Here is a 23,018-nt window from a genome sequence, read left to right on the forward strand (position 1 = left end):
GGTTTTACTTATGTGAGCCTCAGGGTGCTCCACTTTGTGCCTACATGGTTGAAATAATGCTAAGATGCCAATTGATTTCAGTTAGCATAAATGCGCCTTACTGCTACTTGTATGAGGTGTTGTAAAATATTGTATTATAAAATGATTGTATCCCGTTTATTGGTTGTTTGCGATAGTGTATTGTTTGATTTTATTAATAAAAACCTACCTTCGATTGTCGAATAATACACCTTGTTTCTTGCTATTGCCTTTCGAAGTACAACCCTTATTGAAAGTTAAGGGCTTTCCAGCTTATTGATTGTGTTTTTTACAAAATAAATTTGTATATTTTCTGGAGAGTAAGGCTGGGAAGTACCAATCCCCTCCATTTCAATTCTTATCGGGGACTAGCAGTTGTGATTTATTGGCGCCATTTTATGCATTGTCGGTCATGGACTGCATCCTCATACTAGCGACAGCTAAGTACGATACAGGCCCTAAAACCAGGATTTTGGCCCTCGATAAGCGCTGCCTCACTAAATTTTCATTGAGTTAACCTTCAGGTAACGAAAACTTGTAATACCTTGCCAAAGAATTAAGCCGATGAAGTGGGCATTATGCTTGGTTACGTTGTGTCTCTTGTGTTTTTTACCGCGTCAGGTCCACTTCGGGCTTAGCAGGTCAACTCCAGAGAGTCAGCACAACAGCTACCACAGCAAATCAAGAGGGCAGCCGGTCTTAATTCACCCACCCAGTCAGCAGAAACGAGCAAAGAACTGTAGTGCAAACAGCCTTTTTCAAAGTCAATAAGCTGCTATTGTCCTGGGCGTGTTGGTTTCGGCGGGTGGTTACAAATGCTACTAATTCAATTGTTCCTATGCGTCTTTGGAGCATACAAAGCAGCATAACCCTCTGCTTTAGCCGCTTCTAGACAGTACGGAAGCTGATTTTCCTGTATAATTGCCTTTTCTCCCACCTTTAACCCTTGTTTTTTTCACCTTTTCACTCACCAACCAACCACTCAAATGAAAAAACTCTTATGTATGGTCATGCTTCTGATGACCGGCCTGTTGCAGCAGGTCTATGCTCAAAACCGCTCGCTCTCCGGGCGAGTAACTGACCGGTCTTCCGGCCAGGGACTGCCCGGAGCGACTGTCCTGGTAAAAGGGACGACGGTGGGAGCATCAACGAATGCAGACGGTAGTTTTACCCTGAGCGTACCCGCTACGGCTACTACGCTTACTTTCAGCTCAATTGGCTACACCACGGTGGAGCAGCCCATTGGTGCTGATAACACCTACAACGTTGCCCTCGCTACCGACGCGAAGGAGCTCGGCGAAGTAGTGGTAACCGGTGCTCTGGGCATCCAGCGTCAGTCGCAGAGTGTGGGTTATGCCACGGCTACGCTCGACACCAAGGAAATTAACCAGGCGCGTGTAACCAACGTGACCAACGGCCTCGCCGGTAAGGTTTCGGGCTTGCAAATCCAGACGATTGGTGCTGGCATCAACCCCCAGGTGCGTGTTACCCTGCGTGGTAGCCGCTCGCTGCTCGGCAACAACGAAGCCCTCATCGTAGTGGACGGCGTTATCTCGCCGAACGAAGTGCTGACCGCCCTTAACCCCGACGACATTGCTTCTATCTCCGTACTGAAAGGTGCCAACGCAGCCGCTCTGTACGGTTCGCAGGCTTCGAACGGTGCTATGATTGTGACCACCAAGAGAGGTGGTGGCGAGCCTAAAGTGACGCTGTCGCAGACTTCGCAATTCGAATCGGTATCGTTCCTGCCCAAGCTGCAGTCCGAATTTGGCCCCGGTGCTAACTCCTGGACCAATTCGCTCGATAAGTTCACCCCCGACAACAGCGTTGACTCCAACGAGAATACGGCTTACAACAGCTTTGAGAACCAGCAGTTCGGTCCTCGCTTCGACGGTTCGATGCGTCCTTTCGGCGAGGAGCTGGCCAATGGCCACATCCAGATGCTGAGCTACGAAGCCCGTCCTAACGAGAAGCGCAACTTCTTCAACAACGGCTACCAGATGCAGAACGGCATCACGTTCTCGGCTGGTGGCGAGAAGAGCAAGTTCTACGCTTCTTACCAGAACGTGCACAACAACGGCATTGTCCCCAAGGACAAGTTCGACCGCAACACCTTCCGCTTCAATGCTTCGCAGGAAATCAACCGCCTCACGGTGGGCCTGAACATTTCGTATTCGCAGCAGGCAATTGATGCTACGTCGAACGCCTCGCGTGACCAGTCGGTGTACTGGAACTGGTTCAACACGAGCGTGATGGCTCCCCTCACTTCGTACAAAAACTGGCAGTCGGACGAGTTTGCTAACCCGAACGGTTACTACAACGCCTTCTACTTCAACCCTTACTGGGTTCTCGATAACAACCGTACGAAGTCCAAGCAAAACACCATCCTGGGCAACCTGGACCTGTCGTACAAAATCTTTGACTGGTTGCGTATTCAGGGCCGCCTGGGCACGACCAACATCAACCAGAACAGCCTGGCTACCCAGAACAAGTTTGTATACAATGCTTACGTACGGGCAGGCAATACCAACAAGAACGGCACCGGCACTCCGGGCTTCGTAGAAGACCTGAGCAGCAGCAGCACCCTGCTCAACTCGGACGTGTTCCTGAGCATGGACAAAACCTTTGGCGACATTTCGGTACAGGCCATCCTCGGTAACAACTTCCAGCAGTTCGACAGCCGCTACAACTTTGTTAACTCGACCGCCTTGTCCGTTCCCGACTTGTTCAACCTGGGCAACCGCGTTGGCAACCTAGGCGGTGCCGACAAGAGCGCCCGTTCGCGTGTAATTGCTTACTACGCTGACGTGACCTTGGGCTACAAAGACTTCTTCTACCTGCACGGCTCGGGCCGTTACGACGGTGTTTCCATCCTGGACCCCGGCAATCGTAACTTCTTCTACCCCGGCGTAGATGCTTCGCTTATCTTCACCAACGCCATCCCGACGCTGAAAGACCTTTCTTTCCTCGACTACGGTAAGATTCGCGGTGGTATCACCAAAGTAAGCCAGGTAAACCTCCTCGGCCAGCAGGGCCCAGGCGTTTACGCTGAGCGCGGTGCTTACCAGTTGCAGCCAGTCTTCGGCCTAGGCGCTGGTTACCCCTTCGGCCCAGCCTCTTCGTTCACCGCTGGCAACCGTTTGATTCAGTCGGGCCTTCTCCCAGAGGAAACCCGCTCTATCGAAACCGGCCTCGAGCTTAGCTTCCTGAAGCGCCGCATCGCTGGTGCCGTGACCTACTACAACCAGCGAAGCGTTAATCAGACCCTGCCTACCAGCATTTCGGGTACCACGGGTTATACCTCGTTGCTGCTCAACGCCGGTACTGTGGAAAACAACGGTATCGAAGCCGACTTGAACATCACGCCTATCCGTCAGGAAGGTGGCCTGACCGTAACCGTTGGTGGTAACTTCAACTACAACGAGAACAAGGTTATTTCGCTGTCCAACGGCTTGACCCAGTTGGCTCTTTCGACGGGTGGCAACGCCCAGCTCTACGCTATCCCCGGCCAGCCTTTCCCAGTGCTGCAGGGCTCGCACTACCAGCGCACCGCCGACGGCTTGGTGAAAATGGGCCAGACAAAGGACCCCTACACCAACGAAGTTCGCTACTTCCCTCTGAAAGCTGCTGACAACCAAAGCTTCGGCAACACCCAGCCTAAGTACAAGTACGGCATGAACGCCAGCGTTTCTTACAAAGGCCTGACCCTCGCTGGCCAGGGCGAACTCCGCACCGGCTACGTAGTGTACAACTCTATCGGCGAAGACCTTGACTTCACGGGCAGCGGTGCACGCAGCGTACAGTATGGCCGGAAAGACTTCGTGTATCCAAACTCGGCCATTCTGGGCCCCGATGGCGTAACCTACGTTCCCAACACTTCGGGCCTCACCGGTGGTGGTGCCGAGTTCTGGGCTCAGAACTCTACCTGGAACCGCACGGTAGCTGAGAACTATGTTACTTCGGGCAAGTTCTTCAAAATCAGAGAGGTGTCGTTGAGCTACGCTCTGCCCACTTCGATGCTCACCAAAGTTGCTTTCGTGAAAGGCGTTTCTGTAAACGTTTATGGCCGGAACATCTTCACGTGGGTGCCCAAAGAGAACATCTACACCGACCCAGAATTTAGCTTCTCGAATTCGAACGCTATTGGTATCAACACCAACCTGCAGACGCCTCCGACCAAGTTCTACGGTGCTACCCTTTCCGCAACTTTCTAATCTCCTTTCTATATGAAGATATCATTTAAGATGCTTGCTGTGGCGGTATTTGCACTAGCCGCCACTAGTTGCAAGGATGCTTTGGACATCAACACCAACCCCAACGAACTTACCGAAGCTGCTATTACTCCTGATGCCATCATGGCCCAGGCGATGACCATCACCGCTGCCAACTACTCCGGTGGTCCTGGCGTGGCCGGTGGCACGAACTTCAACAGCTACGCTAGCTGGGCAGCCAACTACTGGGGCAAGACCGGGGTAGTGAGCGGTTATGGTGAAGAACTCACCTACAACTACTCCACCTCCTACTACGCTTCCCTGTTTGGCCAGGTGTACGATAACCTCAATGACTACAACATCATTGAGCGGAATGGTAAGGCGCAGGGCTACCCCAACCACGCAGCCATTGCCCGCATCATGAAAGTGTACAACTTTCAGCTGCTGGTAGACGAGTACGGCGATATTCCTTACTTCGGCGCGCTGCAGGGCTCTGCTAACCTGACCCCCAAGTACGACCCGGCTGCTGATATCTATAAGGACTTCCTCGTGCAGCTGGACGGCGCTATTGCCGACATCAACACTGCTGCTGCCAACCCCGCTACGCGTACGGTTGGACCTGAGGACATCGTTTTTGCTGGCAACATGACCCGCTGGAAGCAGTTTGCCAACAGCCTCAAGCTGCGTGTGCTGCTCCGCCAGGTTGATGGCGCTACCGCTGCCTATGCAAAAGGTGAATTGCCCAAGCTTTTCGCTTCAGCTTCGGTTAAAGCAGATGGCTTTATCGACCGCGACGTAGTGGCTAACCCTGGTTATGCCCAGAGCTCGAGCCAGCAGAACCCGTTCTATACCCGCTATGGCTTCACGGCTGCTGGTACCAACGCCACGGAGCGGAACTACCAGATTCCAACCCAGTTCGTGCTGAACCAGTACCGTTACAACAACGACCCGCGCATTTCGCAGCTTTACCTCATCGGAGCCCGTGGCCCGGCCGTTAGTGCAACTCAGCCCGTTCCTCCAACTCCCGAGTGGATTGGTGCCGTTCCCGGCGAGTCGATTTCGCCTAGCTTCAACCCCCCGGTTGTTGGTTCGCGTTTCCTCACGGGTGGTGGCTTGCTGAAAGGCCCCAACGCCCCGACTCCGTTGATGCTGCTGGCCGAGCACTTGTTCTCGAAAGCCGAAGTTGAAGCACGCGCTGACCTCGGGTTGGTAAACGATGCCAACGCCAAGCAGGACTTCTTGGACGGTATCAAAGCTTCGTTCATGTACTTCTACCGCCCGGCTACGGGTGCCACTCAAACGTTGGCCTCGGCTACCACTTCCACTGCCGGCATTGCACAGTACACTGCCTACATTGCCGCTAACGTGGCCAATGGCTTGGTAGACTACGATGCGCCGACCACCACGGTGCCTTTGATGACGGACCGCACGAACGCGCTTTCCAACACGCTGCCTGCCGTCGCTCCCCGCACGGTAAGCAAGCAGGAAAAGATTCTTTACCAGAAGTACTTTGCGCTGAATACGGTTGCGAGCACCGAAGCATGGGATGACTACCGTCGTACGGGCTTGCCCAAAATCCCAGCATCGAGTCAGTCTGCTTCGCCCCGTGCCGACAAGCTGCCCACCCGCTTGCTGTACCCACTGGCCGAACTGGCTACCAACTCGGGCAACCTGCCCAAGGGCGTAGACCAGTACACGAAAATCTTCTGGGACGTTCTGGACTAGTTCCAACCCAAAAGAGTGTAACAAAAAAGGGCTGCCCAATGGGCAGCCCTTTTTATTTGCAGTAGAATCAATAGCCAGCGGCTAGCTTTAGCTCAACGGCTAGCTCTGCATCAAAAAGGCTTTGATGAACTCGTCGAGGTCGCCGTCCAGCACGTTCTGCACGTCGGTACGCTCTATGCCGGTGCGCAAGTCCTTGATGAGCTTGTAAGGGTGCAGCACGTAGTTGCGAATCTGGGAGCCAAAGTCGATGCGCTTCTTGGTGGCCTCCACTTTGTCGCGCTCGGCGTGGCGCTTGTCCATCTCAATCTGGTAGAGGCGCGACTTGAGCATGCGCAGGGCGTGCTCCTTGTTCATGAGCTGGCTGCGCTCAATCTGCACCGCGATGATGATGCCGGAAGGAGCGTGGGTGAGGCGCACGGCCGTTTCCACTTTGTTCACGTTCTGGCCGCCCGCGCCGCCGGCCCGGAACGTGTCCCAGGAGATGTCGGCGGGGTTGATTTCGATGTTGATGGTGTCATCAATCACCGGGTAGGCAAATACCGACGCGAACGACGTGTGGCGCCGGCCGCTGCTATCGAACGGCGACATGCGAACCAGCCGGTGTACGCCGATTTCGCTTTTGAGGTAGCCGTAGGCAAAATCCCCGTCGATTTCCAACGACGCCGACTTGATGCCCGCGCCTTCGCCGGGCTGGTAGCTGATTTGCTTCACGCCGAAGCCGTGCCTTTCGGCCCACATGATGTACATGCGCATGAGCATTTCAGCCCAATCCTGGCTTTCGGTGCCGCCGGCGCCGGGGTTGATGTCGATGATGGCCGAGAGCTGGTCTTCCTCATCAGAAAGCATGCGTTTAAACTCCAGCTCTTCCACTTTCTTAGTAGTGGCGTCGTAGTCGGCCTGCATCTCCGCCTCGGTCACATCGCCTTCTTTGTAGAAGTCGAACAGCACCTCGGTGTCGGCCAGGGCTTGCTGGACGGCGTCGTACTCGTCGGTCCAGGTCTTGATGGCCTTGATTTCGCGCAGGGTGGCCTCGGCGGCTTTGGAGTCATCCCAGAAGCCCGGGGCCACGGTTTGCGCCTCGGCCGTAGCTATTTGTGTTTTGCGGGTATCGTAGTCAAAGATACCTCCTCAGGGCCTCAGCGCGGCCCTTCAAGTCCTTAATCTGGTCTTGGGTCATGGGTGGGAGAAAAGTGATGGAGCGGCTCCGGCCGCAGGTGGCGGCCCGGCCGCGCCCGATGGGATTATCGGAGCACGAAAGTACCGAATTCTAAAGCGGAGAAGCTGCCGCCCGGCTACACGGCCCTTGTTTTTAGGGTTGAGCTACATGCAGAATCGGTTTTTTGGAAGAAACCAACGTACACGGTTGATGTAAAAAGGGCCCGCGCACCCGGCTATTGGGCCCGGCTTGCATAGTTTTGACCATGACGAATGAAGAGCTAAAGCAGGATTTTGAGTCTGCTCGCATCAAACACATCCACTTTAAGAGTAAGCTGCGCTCGTTTCTCTTTGGCAATGGCGGCGCCGAAGGCCCAGTGCGCGACCCGGAACAGTGCGGTATGGGCATATGGATTGCAGACCGGCTGCGGGGCAAGGGTGCTTACGCGCAGCTGCCCGAAGCGCGGCAGCTCGACCGGCTGCACTTGCGCATCCATCAGGAAGCCAACCGATTGATGGACATGCACCAAGCCGGCCAAGTAGAGGAAGCCATCGAGGGGTTTACGCCCCTGCAGGCCATTGCCGACGAAATGGTGTCCCTACTCGGAACCATGGAGGCCAAGCTGCGTACGGAGGCCTGATTATCCGTTACAGTGCAATTGCATGAAAATCACGCTCACTACTAAGCTATTTGCCGGGTTTGTCTTATTGCTGGCGCTCTTTTCGGTGGTGGTGCTTTTCTACTACCAGCTGGCGGGGCAGGTAGTGCAAAACGCGCGGAAGGTGGAAGCCTCCCAGCGCATTTCAAACAATGCGTCGACGTTGCTGCGCAACATTATTGACATGGAAACCGGGTTTCGGGGCTACCTGCTCATCGGCAACGAGCAGACCCTGGCGCCCTACTACGAGGGCGAACGGCAGCTCATTGGCCGGTTCGCACAATTGCGGGCCCTGGTCACTGAGTCGCCCGACCAGGTTGAGCTGATTGACCAGACTCAGCGGCTGTTTCAGCAGTGGACCGGGTACAGCCATTTGCTGGTGGTCGAAAAGCGCGAAGCCCGACGCCGCAACGTTCGGCAAAGTGGGCTGGAAGGATTGCCGCACCGGCGCCTCACCGAAGGACTCACCGGCAAGCAGGTGATGGACAACATTCGGGAGCGGCTGGCAGCCTTTGAGCGCCGCGAAGCCATTATCCGCCAGCAGCTGCGCCAGCGGCTCGACGACAGCATTGGGCGGGCTCAGTGGCTATCGGCCGGCTTGGCCGCGGCCGCGCTGATACTGGGGCTGCTCTGGGCGGTGTACATCGTGCGGGTATTTGCCCGGCGGCTGCGCAGCATGTTGGATTTGGCCCGGCGCATGGCCGATGGGGACTATAATAGCCAGATTGTGGACACTGAGCAGGATGAGGTGAGTGAGCTTACGTCGGCGCTCAACGTGATGGCCCGCACGGTGGGGGCCAACATCAGCCAACTCGAAAGCCGCAACCAGGAGCTGGACCAGTTTGCCTACGTGGTGTCGCACGACCTGAAGGCGCCGCTGCGCGGCATTGAGAGCGCCTCGCGCTGGATTGAAGAAGACATGGGCAAGGATGCCCTGCCGGAGCACATCCGGGAATTTTTGGGCATGATGCGCCAGCGCGTGCACCGCATGGAGAAGCTCATCACCGGCATTCTGGACCTGGCCCGTGTGGGCCGGGTGGCGCAGGCCAATGAAACGGTATTTGTGCGGTCGCTGCTGCGCGAAGTCATCGATTCGCTCAACCCGCCTCCGGGCTTCAAAGTGGAGCTGCCGTTTTTCCTGCCCACGCTTACTACCAACGCCGTGCAGCTGCAGCAGGTATTTGCCAACCTCATCAGCAATGCCCTCAAGTACCACGACCACCCCGAGTCCGGCACCGTGCACATTGGCTGCGACGATGCGGGCGAGTTCTACTTGTTTTCAGTGGCCGATGACGGCCCCGGAATTGACCCGGATTACCACGACCGTATTTTCGTTATTTTCCAGACCCTCACCGAGCGGGATACGCTGGAAAGCACCGGCGTGGGGCTGGCCATTGTGAAAAAAATTGTGGAGCGCCAAGGCGGCCGTATTGGGGTGAAATCGGCGGAGGGCCAAGGTGCTAAGTTTATTTTCACCTGGCCCAAGCACCCGCCCAAAGCCAAGCCCACGGCTCCGGCCATGGCCGCCGTGCCCCATTCTGCCGTACCACTCCCTAACTAATGGCAGCATTGAGCTGCTTTTGCGGGCATATTCCCGCGGTTGAAAATTGCTAAGCCTATGTCCGCCGATTATCCCACGCCCAGCATTCTGCTCGTGGAAGACGACCAGATGGACGTCATGAACGTGCAACGCGAGTTGCGCCGCCAGAATATCAACGTGCCCCTTGTGCTGGCCCGCAACGGGCGTGATGCCCTCAGAATGCTGCGCGGCGAAGGCTCGGAGCCTAAAATTGCCAAGCCCAGCCTGGTGATGCTCGACATCAACATGCCCCGCATGAACGGCCTGGAGCTGCTCGAAACCCTTCGTTCCGACCCCGAGTTTGTTGGGCTGAACGTCTTTATCATGACGACTTCGGACCTGGAATCGGAACGGTTGAAGGCCCAGCAGCTTGCGGTGAGCGGCTATATCATTAAGCCGCTGAGCTTTGATACCTTCGGCGAAGGCGGCACCAGTGTCGACGGCTTTAGCCTGTTTCTGGACCTTCTTAAATTGAAGGACTAGGCGCCGCCCTTTTAGCCCAACTTTTCTACAGCAGCCGAAACCCCATGCGGTGGTGTGGGGTAGGCCCGTGTGCCAGAATAGCGGCCCGGTGGCTCTGGGTAGGGTAGCCCGCGTTCTGGGCCCAGCCATAGGCCGGGTATTCGGCTGCTAGGGCCTCCATGTGCTCGTCGCGGAACGTCTTGGCCAGGATGGAAGCGGCGGCAATGCTGCGGTAGAGGCCATCGCCCCCAATGATGCAGGTATGCGAAAAGCCTACTAGCGGCCGAAACCGGTTGCCGTCGACCAGCAAATGCTCGGGCACCACGGGCAGGGCGGCCACGGCCCGGTGCATGGCCAGATAGCTGGCCTGGGCAATGTTGAGGCTGCCAATTTCCTCCACCGATGCCTGGCCCACGGCCCAAGCCAAGGCTTCGGCGCAGATTTCGGGGCGCAGGGCTTCGCGCCGTTTGGCAGTGAGCTGTTTGGAATCGTTGAGGAAGCGGGGGCTGAAGTCGGGCGGCAGGATGACGGCCGCCGCGAACACGGGCCCGGCCAGGCAGCCGCGCCCCGCTTCGTCGAGGCCGGCTTCGAGCGCGTGCCCGCTGTGGCTAGCTAAAAGTGACATAGAAGCGCAAAAATAGTCCTGAGCGGCGCTCGCGGCATTGGTCCAAAGCAAACGCCCGGGCGGCCGCAGTAGAAGCGGCCGCCCGGGCGTCGGAAATGCATCGGGAAATCTTAGGAGTGGTCACCGGCGCTGCTGCCTTCTAGCGGGGCGTTGTTTTCGCCGCGGCGGAAGCCCTGGCTATCGCGGGGACCTTCGTCAATTTCACTGTCTTCGTCGGTGGTCAGGTATTCGTTGGTGACGGGGCCCAGACCATGGGTCTTTTGCTCGAGGTCGGCTTCGGCCTGGGCGTGCTTGAGGTTGAAGAGCGGGTCGTGCTCGTTGGAATCGGATTTCTGAGTGGACTTGGACTGAGCCATAGGATAGGTGCCGGCTGGAATGTGGGCAGCCGGAGTAAATGGTACGGCGGAGCACCGGTTAGGGTTGAAAGCGCATTGGCACCGCTTTTACAAACAACGGGTTACGCTGTAGCGCGCGGTTGAGCTACCCTTGGGAAACAAAAAAGGCCACCGCACAAGTGCGATGGCCTTAAAGTGGCGGGTCTGGTTTAGAGGTGTCTACCCCACCTGTTCAACCAGAACGCCGCCGCACGAGAGGTCCTTCCTTTCCACATTTCCAGCCCGTGCGGGGGTACTTATGGTTCAAAGATACAAGATTTGGAGGCGGGTGTGCAAAGAATTTTGGGCCAACGCCGCACTTTAGCCGGCCAACGGCCAAATTGACCCCGCGGATGGCCGGAAACCCCGCCTTTCTTGCCAGTTAGCGGTTGCCTTACAGGGCGTAATTTTGCGGAGCCTTTCGCTTATTTCCCTTCCCTATCCGCATTACTGCCGTGCCTGATTTCGACGAAACCCACAACCCCTGGCAAACCCTGAGCACGGAGGTAAAGTACCACAACGCCTGGATTTCGGTGCGCGAAGACCAGGTGCTGAACCCCGGCGGCGGGCGCGGCATCTACGGCGTGGTGAGCATGCGGAATAAAGCCATTGGCATTATTCCCGTCGATGCGGAGGGCAACACCTGGCTGGTGGGCCAGTACCGCTACCCGCTGAACGAGTACAGCTGGGAGATTCCAATGGGTGGCGGCCTGCTGGAGCACGACGTGCTGGAATCGGCCCAACGCGAGCTGAAGGAAGAAACCGGCCTCACGGCTGCGCAATGGACGCGCATTGCCCGGCTGCACACCTCCAATTCCGTGACCGACGAAGAAGGCTTCGTGTATTTGGCCGAAGGCCTGACCCACGGCGAAGTGGAGCCGGAAGAAACCGAAGACCTGCGCCTCTGGAAGCTGCCCCTGGCCGAAGCCGTGCGCATGGTGATGGACGACCGCATTACCGACGGCATCAGCGTAGCGGGCCTGCTCAAGGCCGAGAAGGTTTTGGCCCAACGCCGCCCGTAATTGAGCTAAGTGGCCGCGAGTGGCCGGCTGCCTTCCCGGGAAAGGAGGGAAACTGGCCGGCCCGTACTTCATTATGCCAACCCCGCCATCCCCTAACTTTGCTGGCATGCGCCACCTGCTTCGTTACCTCGGCCATCGACTGTACACCACCTGGGCCACGTTCTGGTTCCTGGTGCCGTTTGTGCTCACGTACCCGGTGCAGTGGTTTTTTAGCCGTCGCCCGGGCGGTGAGGGGGTGGTGCATGCCCTGAACCGGTTTTGGTCGAAGCTCTCGATTACCATGTGGGGCGTGCCGGTGGAGGTGGTGCGCGAAAGCCCGGCGCCCAATCCCCAGCCGTGCGTGTACGTGGCCAACCACGGCTCCTACATCGACATCATGATGCTGTTCAAGTACATCCCGGGCTTTCTGCAGATGATGGGCAAGGCTTCGTTGGCGAGGGTGCCGGTCTGGGGTCCCATTTTTGGCCGGGTCTACATCACGGTGGACCGCACTAGCGCCGTAAGCCGGGGCCGCGCCATGGTGGAGGCCCGCCGCACCTTGGCCGCTGGCAAGAGCATTGCCATTTTCGCCGAAGGCCGCATTTCTCCCAAACCCGGCAAAGAACTGTTGCCCTTGCTCGACGGGGCCTTTCAGATGGCCATTGAGGCAGGCGTGCCGCTGGTGCCGGTGGGCATGCCCCTGAACCACATGTTCATGCCCGATGTGGAAAAAGGCCTGCGCGTGCGTTACCATCGGCTCAAAATTGTGTTTCACCCGCCTATTTCCACGGCCGGGCTCACGCTGGCCGATATTCCGGCGCTGAAGCAGCAAGTGGCGGCGCAACTGGCGGGCGATTTTTTGCCCGAAGGTGCCGTAAAGCCCGGGCCGAGCACCTGGCGGGCACCGTCCGGCAGTGCGTCTTCGCAACAGCCGCAGTCCGCCCATTCCTGATTTACAAATTATTATTCTGCAACTCCCTTGAGTACTGACATTGGCACCCTGCGCGGCCTGGCCCATTTGGCCCGCCTCGAATTCGACGCAACCCGCGAGCAGCAAATGCTGGCCGACCTGAACAACATCCTCGATTTCGTGGCCCAACTCGAAGGCCTGGACACCACCGGCGTAGAGCCGCTGGTGCACCTTTCGCAGGAAGTAAACGTGCTGCGCGACGACGAAGCCCGCAACACCGTGAGCCACCAGGATGGCCTGCGCAACGCGCCCCGCAAGGACTCGGACTACTTCCGGGTGCCCAAAGTGCTGGAGTAGTTGGCCACGAAACTGCTTTCGAATCCCGCCTGGCGGCCCAGTTTTCTGGCCGTGCTGGCTACGCTGGCCGTGGGCCTGGCCGTGTTTTACTACTTCACGGGAGAGTCTGGGGCGCTGCCCATGCGCCTGGTGCCGCACCTGCAAGCCATTCCGCTCACGCTGGATGCAGTGGCGGCCGGGCCCGTGCGCCTGCCGGTGCAGGCCAGCGGCTTTATCCTAAGCCTGAGCCACAACGTGGACGGGCCTTTCACGCAGCCGGGGGTGGCGGCCCTTTTCCTGGTGCTGCTGGCCGTGGGGCTCGTGGGCTGGGTGGCCGTGGTGAGCACCCTGAGCCGCATGGCCTTTGTGGTGGGCATGGTGCCGGTTATTTTCCTGCTGCTTTCACTCAATACTGAGTCGCTGGGCGTTTTTAACACCGGGGAGCGGTATTTCCTGTACCTGATGCTGGGCCTGGTGGGCGGGGCGGCCTTTGGGCTGCACGCGTTTGCGGAGTCGCTGTCGTTGCGCTGGCGCTATGTGGTAATGGGCGTGATAGTGGCGGGGCTGAGTTTGATACTGTTTGCCCAAAGCCAACTGCCTCCGGTGGAGACGGCCTTGCAACTGGCCGCCTTTGCCACGCCGGGCGGCGCGGTGCTGGTGGCGCTGCTGGTGCTGTGGGTGGGCGTGGAGAATATCCGCGCCCTGCTGTGGTTCAATACCCAGGCCGAGCAGCCGGGCAGCCGGTTTGGGCTGGGGCCGTTTTTGGTGGCCAGTCTGCTTTATTTGGGCGCCTTGCTTCTGTATGTGTGGAACGATGGCGCGCTACAGCTCTTTCCCGGGGTGACCCTGGACCCACTGGTACTGCTGCTGCCTGCCGTGCTCACGGCAGGGCTGGGCCTGCGCCTGCGCGCACCCAGCTATGCTCAGTGGGTGCCTTATGCCCGCGGCGCAGCTCAACTTTACCCGATGCTGGTAATGGGAGCCGCGGGGGCGTTGGCGTATGCCTTTGCCACGGCCAATACGCCCTTGCTGGTAGCGGCCCGGAATTTCACCGGCCTGGCGTTTTTGCTGCTGGGCGGGGCGTTTTGGGTGTATGTGCTCATCAATTTTATGCCGCTCATCCGGCAGAGGCTGCGTGTGTTCCGAGTGGTGTTTGAGCCCCGGCGGCTGCCGTTCTACACTGTGTACATTCTGGCGGTGGGCAGCATCGCCATCATCCAGACGCGCCAAAACCTGACCCTGCCCGACCAGGTGCAGGCCGGCCAATACAACAACCTCGGCGACCTGACGCGCCAGCAAAGCGAAGCCCAGCCCGACGATATGGGCCTGGCCCTGCTGGCCGAACGCTACTATGCCGAAAGCGGCGACGTGCTCTACCGCTCCAACCTGCACGCGCAGATGGGCCGGGCCGCGCTCTACCGCTTCCGCGCGCAGCGCCAAAACGAAATCAACGCCTTGCGTCGCGCCTTGCTCCGCGAGCCCAACGAGAAAGTATCGGTGCGGCTGGCTTCGCTATTCAATGAGCCCGGCGACCTGTTTGAAGGACTGGAAGTGCTGCGGCGCGGGCTGAAAGCGCAGCCGCACAGCGCGGCCCTGGCCGGCGATTTAGCTCAACTTTTCACCCAAACGGCCCTCACGGATTCGGTCGCTTACTATTTGGACAAGACCGAGCAGCTGGCGCCCGGCAGCTACGCCAGCCAGACCAATCAGCTGGGGTTTTTGTTGAGCCAGAATTTGCTGGAGGAAGCGAAGCGGGTGAGCGGTAAGCTGCGTGTGCGGGACCACGAGCCGGCACTGGCCAGCAATTATTTGCTTTTGCAGCTGCGTGCGGCCACTACGCCAGCCCAACTTCGGGAGGCCCTCGGACGCGACCAGAAACACGTAGCTCCCGACCCTAAGCTGATGGTACTGGACGACGCCAGCTTTGCCCAGCTGTACCACTGGGTGCTGGCGAGCATAGGGCAGCAAAACTCCCGGCTCACCAGCGCCCTGGTGGCGCCGTTGGCTAAGTTGGCAGCCCGCGAGGCCAACGCTTCGTACTACGAGCAGCTAGAGTTTCTGCAGGCGCTGGCCCTGCATGCGGTGGGGCAGGAGCGGGCTGCCCGGCAGCGGCTGCTGCCGTTGGCTTCGGGTACCACGGCCACGGCCGGCTATTACCAGCAGCTTCTGGGGCTGTGGCAGCTGCAGCAAGGCCAATATGCTACGGCCGCCGACCAGCTGGGCTACGCCGCGGCCAATGGCGTGACCACGGCCCGCAGCGCCCGGTTCTACGCACTGGCCCTGAGTGGTCAGGTGGATTCGGCGCGGGCCGTAGCGGCCCAGTTGGTGGCCTCGCCCGATTCGTCACTGCGAGAGCAGGGGCGCCAGGCCCAACAGCAATTGACGGCCGGAAATCTAGCGGCCAGCTCAACGACCCTGCGGCGGGTGGGCGACGACTGGCTGAGCGAGGCGCAGCGGGTGGAGCGACAGCCCAACGGCGTGGTCATTGCCCGGGCCAACTACCAGCGAGTCGTGCGCGAGGCGCCCTTTAATGAGCCCGCCATTATGGCGGCAGCTGCGTTCTACACGCGCCGGCACGAGTACGCGGCGGCTTATGAAGCGCTGCGCGCCGGCCTCAACGAAAACCCTGGCTCGCTGCCGCTGTTGGGGGCATACGTGCTGGCAGCGGCCGACGCCGGGCTGACTGAATACGCCACCGATGCCCTGGCTCAACTGCGCAAGCGGCTGTCTCCAACTACATATGCTACTTTAGCTGCTGGCTACGCGGCCCACCAAGCAGCTCGCGCGGCCCGGCAGGCATCTTTCCCCGAGGCGCCGGCTTCTCCACCTCTGCAATAAGACCCTTGTGCCATGAATGCGAACGTTATTGAGACCACGGCCATCGCCAAAACCTACGTCATGGGTGCGGAGATAATCCATGCCTTGCGCTCGATTACCATCCAGATTCCGCGCGGCGAGTACGTGGCTTTCATGGGCCCCTCGGGCTCGGGCAAGTCCACGCTGATGAACATCATCGGCTGCCTCGATACGCCGTCCAGCGGCCAGTACATTCTGAACGGCCAGGACGTGAGTCGCATGAGCGACAACCAGCTGGCCGAAGTGCGCAACAAGGAAATCGGCTTCGTCTTCCAAAGCTTCAACCTGCTGCCCCGCGCCAGCGCCCTCGACAACGTGGCGCTGCCCCTCATCTATGCCGGCTTGGGCAAGCGCGACCGCAACGAGCGCGCCATGGAAAGCCTGCGCTCGGTGGGCCTGGCCGACCGTGCCCTGCACCGGCCCAACGAGCTCAGCGGCGGCCAGCGCCAGCGCGTGGCCATTGCCCGTGCCCTGGTCAACAGCCCCAGCGTGCTGCTGGCCGACGAACCCACCGGCGCCCTCGATTCCAAAACCAGCCACGAAATCATGGACCTGTTTGAGGCCCTGTACGCCAAAGGCAACACCATTATCATGGTAACCCACGAGGAAGACATTGCCCGCTATGCCCACCGCATTGTGCGCCTACGCGACGGCCTGCTGGAGTCGGACGAGGTGAACAAGGAAGTGCGCGTTCACGCCCTAGCCAACCATTAAGCCGGCCGCTTCCCTGTTTGCAGTGGGGGAGAGCTGCCGTTTATTCCGCAAGTCATGAAAATTTATACCAAGACCGGCGACCAGGGCCTGACTTCCCTCATTGGGGGCACCCGCGTGCCGAAAAGCAGCTTGCGCATCGAATGCTACGGCACGGTAGACGAGCTGAACTCGCACATTGGGCTGGTGCGCGACCAGGACGTAAACTCCGCTCGCCGGCCGCTACTGAAGGAAATTCAGGACCGGCTGTTCACCATGGGTTCGGCCCTGGCCGCCGACCCGGAGAAGTCGAAGATGAAGCTGCCCGACCTCCACGCCGCCGATGTGACGCTACTGGAAGACGAAATGGACCGCATGAACGCCGAATTGCCCGAGCTGCGGGCCTTTATTCTGCCGGGCGGGCACCCCGCCGTGAGCCAGGCCCACGTGGCCCGCTGCGTGTGCCGCCGGGCCGAGCGCATGGTCATCCACCTGAGCGAAGACTCGTTTGTGGCCGACCTGGTGGTGGTGTATCTGAACCGTCTCTCCGATTACCTGTTTGTCCTCAGCCGCTACATGGCCCACGAACTGGGCGTAGAAGAAGTAACCTGGAAGGCACGACTCTAGCCCCGTTGGGGTTGCAGCATTATTGAGCTGGTTTTAACCTGACTACACGACGCTAGGCGGCTGCCTTTCCTACCGAACTTTCCTTAGATTTTATAATTTCAGCCACCCTACCTCCAACTTCCGTACTCGGAAAATCCCACCCACCAGTACCCAGAAATTAAACGTTATGATTGACATTCTCCCCATTAGCACGCAGCGCACCACGGCCTCGCGCCTGGCCGAGCTCGACCCTACCAACCTGGAGTTCGGCAAGGTGTTTTCTGACCACATGTTTGCCATGGATTACCACAATGGCGAGTGGCAGGAGGCCCAGATTGTGCCCTACGGCAACATGGCGGTGAGCCCCGCAAACTCGGCCCTGCACTACGGTCAGGCCATTTTTGAAGGCATGAAGGCTTATCACCAGGCTGATGGGGGAGTTGCCCTGTTTCGCCCCCTCGACAACTGGGCCCGCCTCAATACCTCGGCCGAGCGCATGTGCATGCCCACGGTGCCCGAGGAGCTGTTCATGCAGGGCCTGCGCGAGCTGCTTCGCCTGGATTCGGCCTGGGTGCCCACGGGCAGCGGCAGCTCGCTCTACATCCGGCCCTTCATGTTTGCCACCGATGGCTTTATCGGCGTGCGGCCCTCGGAATCGTACCGTTTCATGATTTTCACCAGCCCCGTGGGGCTGTACTACAACAAGCCCCTGCGCGTGCGCTTCGAGCAGCAGTACGTGCGGGCGGCCCCCGGCGGCGCGGGTTACGCCAAAAACGCCGGCAACTACGGCGCGGCCATGTACCCCACCAAGCTGGCCCAGCAGGAAGGCTACAACCAGCTCATCTGGACCGATGCCACCGAGCACCAATACGTGGAAGAATCGGGCACGATGAACGCCATTTTCGTCATTGATGGCAAAGTGGTAACGCCCGCCCTGAGCACCTCCATCCTCGACGGCGTAACGCGCCGCAGCGTGCTGCAACTGGCCCGCGACATGGGCCTGACCGTGGAAGAGCGCAAAGTGAGCAGCCACGAGATTATTGCCGCCCTGAAGGCGGGCAAGCTGGAAGAAGCTTTCGGCGCTGGCACGGCGGCTACCATTGCGCCCATTGCCACCATTGGCTACGAAGGCCAGGATTATGAGCTGCCCGTCGTTGGCCCAACGGCCTTCTCCAAGCGCGTAGGCGCGGCGCTCGATGCCATTCGTACCGGCGAAGGCGCCGACGTGCACAACTGGATGGTGCGCGTGTAGCGAGTGACTGAGCGGTAGAATAACTGAGCGACTCACTCATTTTTGCCGCAGTCAGAGAAAAGCCGCTTCGCACTGAAGCGGCTTTTCTTTTTTGCCGCACCTTTGCACCGCCAAGTACATTCCCACTCAGTCACTCCGCTACTCCGTCACTCTTATGACCGTTTCCCTGAAAACCGTTACCCTCAATGACACGCACCGCAAGCTGGGTGCTAAAATGGTCCCCTTTGCCGGCTACGACATGCCGGTGCGGTACTCCTCTGACCTCGACGAGCACCACACGGTGCGCCGCGCGGTGGGCATTTTCGACGTGTCGCACATGGGCGAGTTCCGGGTGCGGGGCCCACATGCACTGGAGCTGATTCAGCGCGTGACCAGCAACGACGCCAGCAAGCTCACCGATGGCAAAGCCCAATATTCCTGCCTGCCCAACCGCGACGGCGGCATCGTGGACGACCTGCTGGTGTACAAGCTGGCCGACGAGGACTACATGCTGGTAGTGAATGCCTCCAACATCGAAAAAGACTGGAACTGGATTCGGGAGCACAACACGCAGGGCGTGGAAATGGAAGATATTTCCGACCGCACCAGCCTATTTGCCGTGCAGGGCCCCAAGGCCATTGCCGCCCTGCAGACCCTCACGGACGTAGACCTGAGCAGCATTCCCTACTACTCCTTCGTGCAGGGCACCTTTGCCGGCGCGCCCGATGTCATCATCTCGGCCACGGGCTACACGGGCGCCGGCGGCTTCGAGCTGTACATCCCCAACGAGCACGCGGCCGACGTCTGGGATAAAATCATGATTGCCGGGCAGGCGTACGGCATCAAGCCCATCGGCCTGGGCGCCCGCGACACGCTGCGCCTCGAAATGGGTTTTGCCCTCTACGGCAACGACATCGACGACACCACCTCGCCCCTGGAAGCCGGGTTGGGCTGGATTACCAAGTTCACCAAGGACTTCACCAACGCCGAAAACCTTAAAAAGCAGAAGGAAGCCGGGGTCAGCAAAAAGCTCGTGGCCTTCATCATGGACGGCACCGGCATTCCGCGCGGCCACTACGAGCTGGTAGATGCCGAGGGGCAAAAAATCGGCGACGTTACCAGCGGTACGCAGTCGCCTTCGCTCAGCAAAGGCATCGGCATGGGCTACGTAAAAACGGAATTTGCGGCTCCCGGTACCCAGATTTTTGTGCAGATACGTGGCAAAAACCTCCCGGCCACCGTCAGCAAGCTCCCCCTCACCAAAGGCGCCGAATAGAATTATGAGTCTTGAATTATGAGCGCTGAGTTGGTCGTGAGATAATTCTGGAACTCATAGCGCTAAACTCAACATTCATAACTCAACATTCACAACTCCAAGAGTGCCCAAGCTAGATATTTGCTTTTCGCCGGACTTGCTGCCCCTGTATGACCTGCGCGGCCGGGTAGCCGTAATTGTGGATATTCTGCGGGCTTCGAGCACCATTGTAACGGCCCTGGGGGAGGGTGTGACCCACGTTTTCCCGGTGGCGTCGCTGGAAGAATGCACGGCCTACGGGCAGCAGCACGGCTGTCTGACTGCCGCCGAGCGCGACGGTCTGCCCGCCGCGGGCTTTGACCTAGGCAACTCGCCGTTTGGGTTTTTGGAGGCCAGCCGGCCGGTGCGGGGCCGGGCCCTCACCATCAGCACCACCAATGGTACGGCCGCGCTGCGGCGCTCCCTGGCCGCAGAAGCTGTGGTAGTTGGCGCGTTCCTGAATTTGGCCGCCGTGGCCGATTTTGCGCGTCAGCAAGGCCGCGACGTGCTAGTGGTGTGCGCCGGTTGGAAAGGCCAGTTTTGCCTTGAAGACACAGTATTTGGTGGAGCACTTGCCGAACGGCTGGCGGCTGATTTCGACGTGAGCAGCTCCGATGCCACCTTGGCGGCGCTGCACCTCTGGCAGCAGGGCAAAGCCGATTTGCCGGCATACCTGCTGCAGTCAGCCCACGTCCGCCGGCTCAATTCGCTGGAGGCCAGCCAGGACTTTGAGTTCTGTCTGCGAGTCGATGCCTACGCCGACGTCCTCCCGCTGTGGCAGGACGACCGTTTGGTCGACGCTTTTGTCAATTGAGAATGAAGAATTGGGGCAAACCAGCTCAATTCCTCATTCCTCATTCTTAACTCTTAATTTCTCATTATCCTGATGCCGCTGGGAGTCGCGCTGGGTCTTTTTGGCCAGGTTGCGGGCTAGGGCTTCCGTGAGGTCGACGCCGGTTTGGTTTGCTAGGCAGATGACCACGAACAGGACATCGGCCAGCTCGTCGCCAAGGTCACGGCCTTTGTCTGATTCCTTGAACGACTGCTCGCCGTATTGCCGGGAGATGAGCCGGGCCACTTCGCCCACCTCTTCGGTGAGGATGGCCATGTTGGTGAGCTCGTTGAAGTAGCGGATGCCCGTAGTGGTTATCCAGGTATCGACGGTCTTTTGGGCTTCTTCGATGGTCATAGGGACAGGATTTAAAAGCGGGCGGGATGGCAAAAACTTAAGCCGGGGAATCCAGCACAATGGTCACGGGGCCATCATTTAGCAGGCTCACCTGCATATCGGCCCCGAATATGCCGGTGGGCACGTGCTTGCCCAATTCGGCGGCCACCATGGCCACAAATTGCTGGTACAGCGGCTCGGCGATGGGGGGCGGGGCGGCGCCAATGTAGCTGGGGCGGTTGCCCTTGCGCGCATCGGCCAGCAGCGTAAACTGGCTCACCACCAAAATCTGGCCGTCGGTGTCGACCACGCTGCGGTTCATTTGCCCGTTCTCGTCGCCAAAAATGCGCAGCTGCACCAGCTTGCGGCACATCCAGGTAAGGGAAGCCGTATTATCGGTAGGGGCGAAGCCGGCCAGGACCATCAGCCCGGGGCCAATCTGGCCGGTAATCTGGCCTTCGACGGTAACCTGGGCTTCGCTGACGCGCTGAATAACAAGACGCATGTAAGGGTAATGTGGGATTTAGAATGAGCAGGCGCGCCGATGTTGCGCGGGCTATGCCGACCTTCGCGGCAACCAGCGCCGAGTTAATTCATGCATTCACCTGCCGGTACAAATAACGGCCACCAAACATCCAACCGACTCCTATGGCTGCTGGCGGCGCTGCTGGCCGTGGCCCTGCTGCGGCTGTGGCGACTGCCCGAAGCCGGTCCGCCCGATTTTGATTCGGTGCGTAACTGGCAGGTTATCCAGGAATTGGCGCAGGGCAACTTCGCGCATCTGTTTCATCACGGCAGTCCGGGGTTTTTGCTGCTGTATGTGCCGGTAGCGGCCATTACGCGCGATTTTTTAGTCTTTCAAACGATAAATGCGCTGCTCGGCTTGCTTGGGCTCAGCATCTTCGCGGCCTGGGTTGCCAAGAAAGCTGAGCTGACGGGACTTGAAACGGCGGGCCTGGTGCTGCTGGGCGGCACGTCGCTGCTGCTCACGTTTTCGGGGCGCGATTTTACAATGAGCTCCGTGAGCCTCGTGGTATTTGCCGGGCTGTTGCGGAGCCATTTTGCGCGCCTGCAGCGGCCGAGTTCAGCCATGGCGCTGCGCGTGGCGGCGTGGCTGGCGGTGGGATTGTGCGTTAACTACAAGTTTCTGTTCACGCTGCCTATTCTGGCGGTGCTGGAAATGGTGCAGGCCGATGGGTTGTGGCGGCAGCGGGTGCTATGGTGGCGGGCCTTGCTGGTGCTGGCGGCGCCTTACGTGCTGTTTGGAGCGCTGGGGGTGCTGGTGGGGCTGCCGTGGTATCGCTGGTTAGGCTTTTACATCCGCACGGTGGTGCCAGTGGCGGCCAACGTAGCGGGCCGGCAAACTACACTGCACCTCGATTTGCTGTATTATGTGCGGTACCTGGCAGGCTATGAGTCACCGCTGCTGCTCGTTGGGCTGGTGCTGGCAGCGTGGCTGGTGTGGCGCGATTGGCGCCGCGGCGCCGGTTTTCGGGGCCGGCCTCTGCTGCTGCCGTACCTGTTGGTATGGGCGGGCTGCCTGCTGGCCGGCATGTCGCTGCTGATAAAAGCCCCACGGGGGCTTCTTTTGGCTTATCTGCCGCTGGCGGCTCTGGCGGTGCTGGGAGGCCGCCGCGTGCTGCCGGCTTGGGCGCTGGCCGGGATGGTGCTAGCCGCCGTGGGTCTCAACCTGCTACGGATTCAGCGGGAGCTGTACGCGCCCCTGCCTACGCGCTACCCTCAGGTGGCGGCGTGGCTACAGCAACACGGTGGGACCAAGGTGGTAAGTACTGTGGGCGCGGGGCTGGCGCCGTATCTGAACGAACGCCAATCCATGGTAATTATCACCGACGAGCGCCAGCTAGCGGGGCTGCGTGCGCTAGGCTACCAGTACGTGTTTCTCGATGGCTACTGGCGCGTAGCGGGTGTGCCCCGGTTCGATTCGTTGCGCCGCCAGGTGCCGGTAGCTGCCTGGGCTGCGCCTGAGCTACAACGCCCGCTGCTGTTTCTGGAGCATTCCGAATTTACGGGGCTGGAATACGCCGAAACGCTGGCCGCCTGGCGGGCCGCGGCGGCCGATACGCTGCCGCTGCGTCTTTATCGGCTCAACTAAATCAA

General features: G+C 59.3%; 20 protein-coding genes. 15 read left to right on the forward strand and 5 right to left on the reverse strand.

Annotation, left to right across the window (positions count from 1 at the left end; genetic code table 11):
* The first annotated feature begins 1,022 nt into the window (after positions 1–1,022).
* Entirely contained in the window at positions 1,023–4,232 is a 3,210-nt protein-coding gene (locus tag LJ738_RS05955) for a SusC/RagA family TonB-linked outer membrane protein (RefSeq protein WP_227785397.1), read from the forward strand.
* A gap of 12 nt (positions 4,233–4,244) precedes the next feature.
* Positions 4,245–5,954: a SusD/RagB family nutrient-binding outer membrane lipoprotein gene (locus LJ738_RS05960; RefSeq protein ID WP_227785398.1), complete on the forward strand. Its 1,710-nt coding sequence runs from the start codon at positions 4,245–4,247 to the stop codon at positions 5,952–5,954.
* Positions 5,955–6,053: 99 nt separating this feature from the next.
* Here LJ738_RS05960 and prfB read toward each other — a convergent pair.
* A protein-coding gene (gene prfB / locus LJ738_RS05965; protein WP_227785399.1) for a peptide chain release factor 2 occupies positions 6,054–7,131 on the reverse strand; the annotation gives its coding sequence in 2 pieces (ribosomal slippage) (positions 6,054–7,070 and positions 7,072–7,131; 1,077 coding nt in all).
* A gap of 244 nt (positions 7,132–7,375) precedes the next feature.
* On the opposite strand from prfB, the gene LJ738_RS05970 reads away from it, so the two are divergent.
* From LJ738_RS05970 to LJ738_RS05980, 3 genes are read left to right on the forward strand one after another with little or no spacing between them, the layout of a single operon-like run.
* Entirely contained in the window at positions 7,376–7,750 is a 375-nt protein-coding gene (locus LJ738_RS05970) for a CZB domain-containing protein (protein ID WP_227785400.1), read from the forward strand.
* Between the two features lie 22 nt (positions 7,751–7,772).
* Positions 7,773–9,329, forward strand: coding sequence for a sensor histidine kinase (locus tag LJ738_RS05975; protein ID WP_227785401.1), 1,557 nt, complete (start codon positions 7,773–7,775; stop codon positions 9,327–9,329).
* 57 nt (positions 9,330–9,386) lie between these two features.
* Positions 9,387–9,830 carry a response regulator gene (locus LJ738_RS05980; RefSeq protein ID WP_227785402.1) on the forward strand — a complete coding sequence of 148 codons (444 nt, stop codon included), beginning with the start codon at positions 9,387–9,389 and terminating at the stop codon, positions 9,828–9,830.
* 25 nt (positions 9,831–9,855) lie between these two features.
* On the opposite strand, the gene rnhB is transcribed toward LJ738_RS05980, so the two are convergent.
* Together rnhB and LJ738_RS05990 are read right to left on the reverse strand one after the other, a co-directional pair.
* Positions 9,856–10,434 carry a ribonuclease HII gene (gene rnhB, locus LJ738_RS05985; RefSeq protein ID WP_227785403.1) on the reverse strand — a complete coding sequence of 193 codons (579 nt, stop codon included), beginning with the start codon at positions 10,432–10,434 and terminating at the stop codon, positions 9,856–9,858.
* 110 nt (positions 10,435–10,544) lie between these two features.
* A complete protein-coding gene (locus tag LJ738_RS05990) occupies positions 10,545–10,790 on the reverse strand; it encodes a hypothetical protein (RefSeq protein ID WP_227785404.1) in 246 nt (81 codons plus the stop codon).
* 473 nt (positions 10,791–11,263) lie between these two features.
* Here LJ738_RS05990 and LJ738_RS05995 point away from each other — a divergent pair, with 473 nt between their 5' ends.
* The 9 genes from LJ738_RS05995 to LJ738_RS06035 all read left to right on the forward strand — a co-directional run bounded on the left by LJ738_RS05995 (position 11,264) and on the right by LJ738_RS06035 (position 20,546).
* On the forward strand, positions 11,264–11,830 hold the full coding sequence (locus LJ738_RS05995) for an NUDIX domain-containing protein (protein ID WP_317206785.1): 567 nt from the start codon (positions 11,264–11,266) through the stop codon (positions 11,828–11,830).
* A 106-nt stretch (positions 11,831–11,936) separates the two neighbouring features.
* Positions 11,937–12,761 (forward strand): lysophospholipid acyltransferase family protein, encoded by an 825-nt coding sequence (locus LJ738_RS06000; RefSeq protein ID WP_227785405.1) that lies wholly within the window; start codon positions 11,937–11,939, stop codon positions 12,759–12,761.
* A gap of 27 nt (positions 12,762–12,788) precedes the next feature.
* Positions 12,789–13,076 (forward strand): Asp-tRNA(Asn)/Glu-tRNA(Gln) amidotransferase subunit GatC, encoded by a 288-nt coding sequence (gene gatC, locus LJ738_RS06005; protein ID WP_068192777.1) that lies wholly within the window; start codon positions 12,789–12,791, stop codon positions 13,074–13,076.
* Complete coding sequence (locus LJ738_RS06010) at positions 13,077–15,893, forward strand: tetratricopeptide repeat protein (RefSeq protein WP_227785406.1); 2,817 nt, start codon at positions 13,077–13,079, stop codon at positions 15,891–15,893.
* A gap of 12 nt (positions 15,894–15,905) precedes the next feature.
* The gene (locus LJ738_RS06015) at positions 15,906–16,625 is read left to right on the forward strand and encodes an ABC transporter ATP-binding protein (protein ID WP_227785407.1); all 720 of its coding nucleotides are present in this window, start codon (positions 15,906–15,908) and stop codon (positions 16,623–16,625) included.
* Positions 16,626–16,679: 54 nt separating this feature from the next.
* Complete coding sequence (locus LJ738_RS06020; RefSeq protein ID WP_227785408.1) at positions 16,680–17,228, forward strand: cob(I)yrinic acid a,c-diamide adenosyltransferase; 549 nt, start codon at positions 16,680–16,682, stop codon at positions 17,226–17,228.
* Positions 17,229–17,394: 166 nt separating this feature from the next.
* Complete coding sequence (locus LJ738_RS06025) at positions 17,395–18,459, forward strand: branched-chain amino acid aminotransferase (RefSeq protein ID WP_227785409.1); 1,065 nt, start codon at positions 17,395–17,397, stop codon at positions 18,457–18,459.
* A gap of 154 nt (positions 18,460–18,613) precedes the next feature.
* Positions 18,614–19,714: a glycine cleavage system aminomethyltransferase GcvT gene (gene gcvT / locus LJ738_RS06030; RefSeq protein ID WP_227785410.1), complete on the forward strand. Its 1,101-nt coding sequence runs from the start codon at positions 18,614–18,616 to the stop codon at positions 19,712–19,714.
* 103 nt (positions 19,715–19,817) lie between these two features.
* Entirely contained in the window at positions 19,818–20,546 is a 729-nt protein-coding gene (locus tag LJ738_RS06035) for a 2-phosphosulfolactate phosphatase (RefSeq protein ID WP_227785411.1), read from the forward strand.
* Positions 20,547–20,579: 33 nt separating this feature from the next.
* On the opposite strand, the gene LJ738_RS06040 is transcribed toward LJ738_RS06035, so the two are convergent.
* A complete protein-coding gene (locus LJ738_RS06040) occupies positions 20,580–20,921 on the reverse strand; it encodes a nucleotide pyrophosphohydrolase (RefSeq protein ID WP_227785412.1) in 342 nt (113 codons plus the stop codon).
* Positions 20,922–20,958: 37 nt separating this feature from the next.
* A complete protein-coding gene (dtd, locus tag LJ738_RS06045; RefSeq protein WP_227785413.1) occupies positions 20,959–21,405 on the reverse strand; it encodes a D-aminoacyl-tRNA deacylase in 447 nt (148 codons plus the stop codon).
* A gap of 90 nt (positions 21,406–21,495) precedes the next feature.
* On the opposite strand from dtd, the gene LJ738_RS06050 reads away from it, so the two are divergent.
* The gene (locus LJ738_RS06050; protein ID WP_227785414.1) at positions 21,496–23,013 is read left to right on the forward strand and encodes a hypothetical protein; all 1,518 of its coding nucleotides are present in this window, start codon (positions 21,496–21,498) and stop codon (positions 23,011–23,013) included.
* The last annotated feature ends 5 nt before the right edge of the window (positions 23,014–23,018 follow it).

The organism is Hymenobacter plasmatis, from assembly GCF_020711255.1.
Lineage (GTDB): Bacteria > Bacteroidota > Bacteroidia > Cytophagales > Hymenobacteraceae > Hymenobacter.

What these genes read in the sequence shown, in the direction of transcription:
- LJ738_RS05955 (WP_227785397.1), top strand. Translation starts at nt 1,023, where the DNA reads ATGGTCATGCTTCTGATGACCGGCCTGTTGCAGCAGGTCTATGCTCAA.
- LJ738_RS06015 (WP_227785407.1), top strand. Translation starts at nt 15,906, where the DNA reads ATGAATGCGAACGTTATTGAGACCACGGCCATCGCCAAAACCTACGTC.
- rnhB (WP_227785403.1), bottom strand. Translation starts at nt 10,434, where the DNA reads ATGTCACTTTTAGCTAGCCACAGCGGGCACGCGCTCGAAGCCGGCCTC.
- LJ738_RS05970 (WP_227785400.1), top strand. Translation starts at nt 7,376, where the DNA reads ATGACGAATGAAGAGCTAAAGCAGGATTTTGAGTCTGCTCGCATCAAA.
- LJ738_RS05975 (WP_227785401.1), top strand. Translation starts at nt 7,773, where the DNA reads ATGAAAATCACGCTCACTACTAAGCTATTTGCCGGGTTTGTCTTATTG.
- gcvT (WP_227785410.1), top strand. Translation starts at nt 18,614, where the DNA reads ATGACCGTTTCCCTGAAAACCGTTACCCTCAATGACACGCACCGCAAG.
- LJ738_RS06040 (WP_227785412.1), bottom strand. Translation starts at nt 20,921, where the DNA reads ATGACCATCGAAGAAGCCCAAAAGACCGTCGATACCTGGATAACCACT.
- LJ738_RS05980 (WP_227785402.1), top strand. Translation starts at nt 9,387, where the DNA reads ATGTCCGCCGATTATCCCACGCCCAGCATTCTGCTCGTGGAAGACGAC.
- dtd (WP_227785413.1), bottom strand. Translation starts at nt 21,405, where the DNA reads ATGCGTCTTGTTATTCAGCGCGTCAGCGAAGCCCAGGTTACCGTCGAA.
- LJ738_RS06020 (WP_227785408.1), top strand. Translation starts at nt 16,680, where the DNA reads ATGAAAATTTATACCAAGACCGGCGACCAGGGCCTGACTTCCCTCATT.
- LJ738_RS05960 (WP_227785398.1), top strand. Translation starts at nt 4,245, where the DNA reads ATGAAGATATCATTTAAGATGCTTGCTGTGGCGGTATTTGCACTAGCC.
- LJ738_RS05990 (WP_227785404.1), bottom strand. Translation starts at nt 10,790, where the DNA reads ATGGCTCAGTCCAAGTCCACTCAGAAATCCGATTCCAACGAGCACGAC.
- LJ738_RS06025 (WP_227785409.1), top strand. Translation starts at nt 17,395, where the DNA reads ATGATTGACATTCTCCCCATTAGCACGCAGCGCACCACGGCCTCGCGC.
- LJ738_RS06000 (WP_227785405.1), top strand. Translation starts at nt 11,937, where the DNA reads ATGCGCCACCTGCTTCGTTACCTCGGCCATCGACTGTACACCACCTGG.
- LJ738_RS06050 (WP_227785414.1), top strand. Translation starts at nt 21,496, where the DNA reads ATGCATTCACCTGCCGGTACAAATAACGGCCACCAAACATCCAACCGA.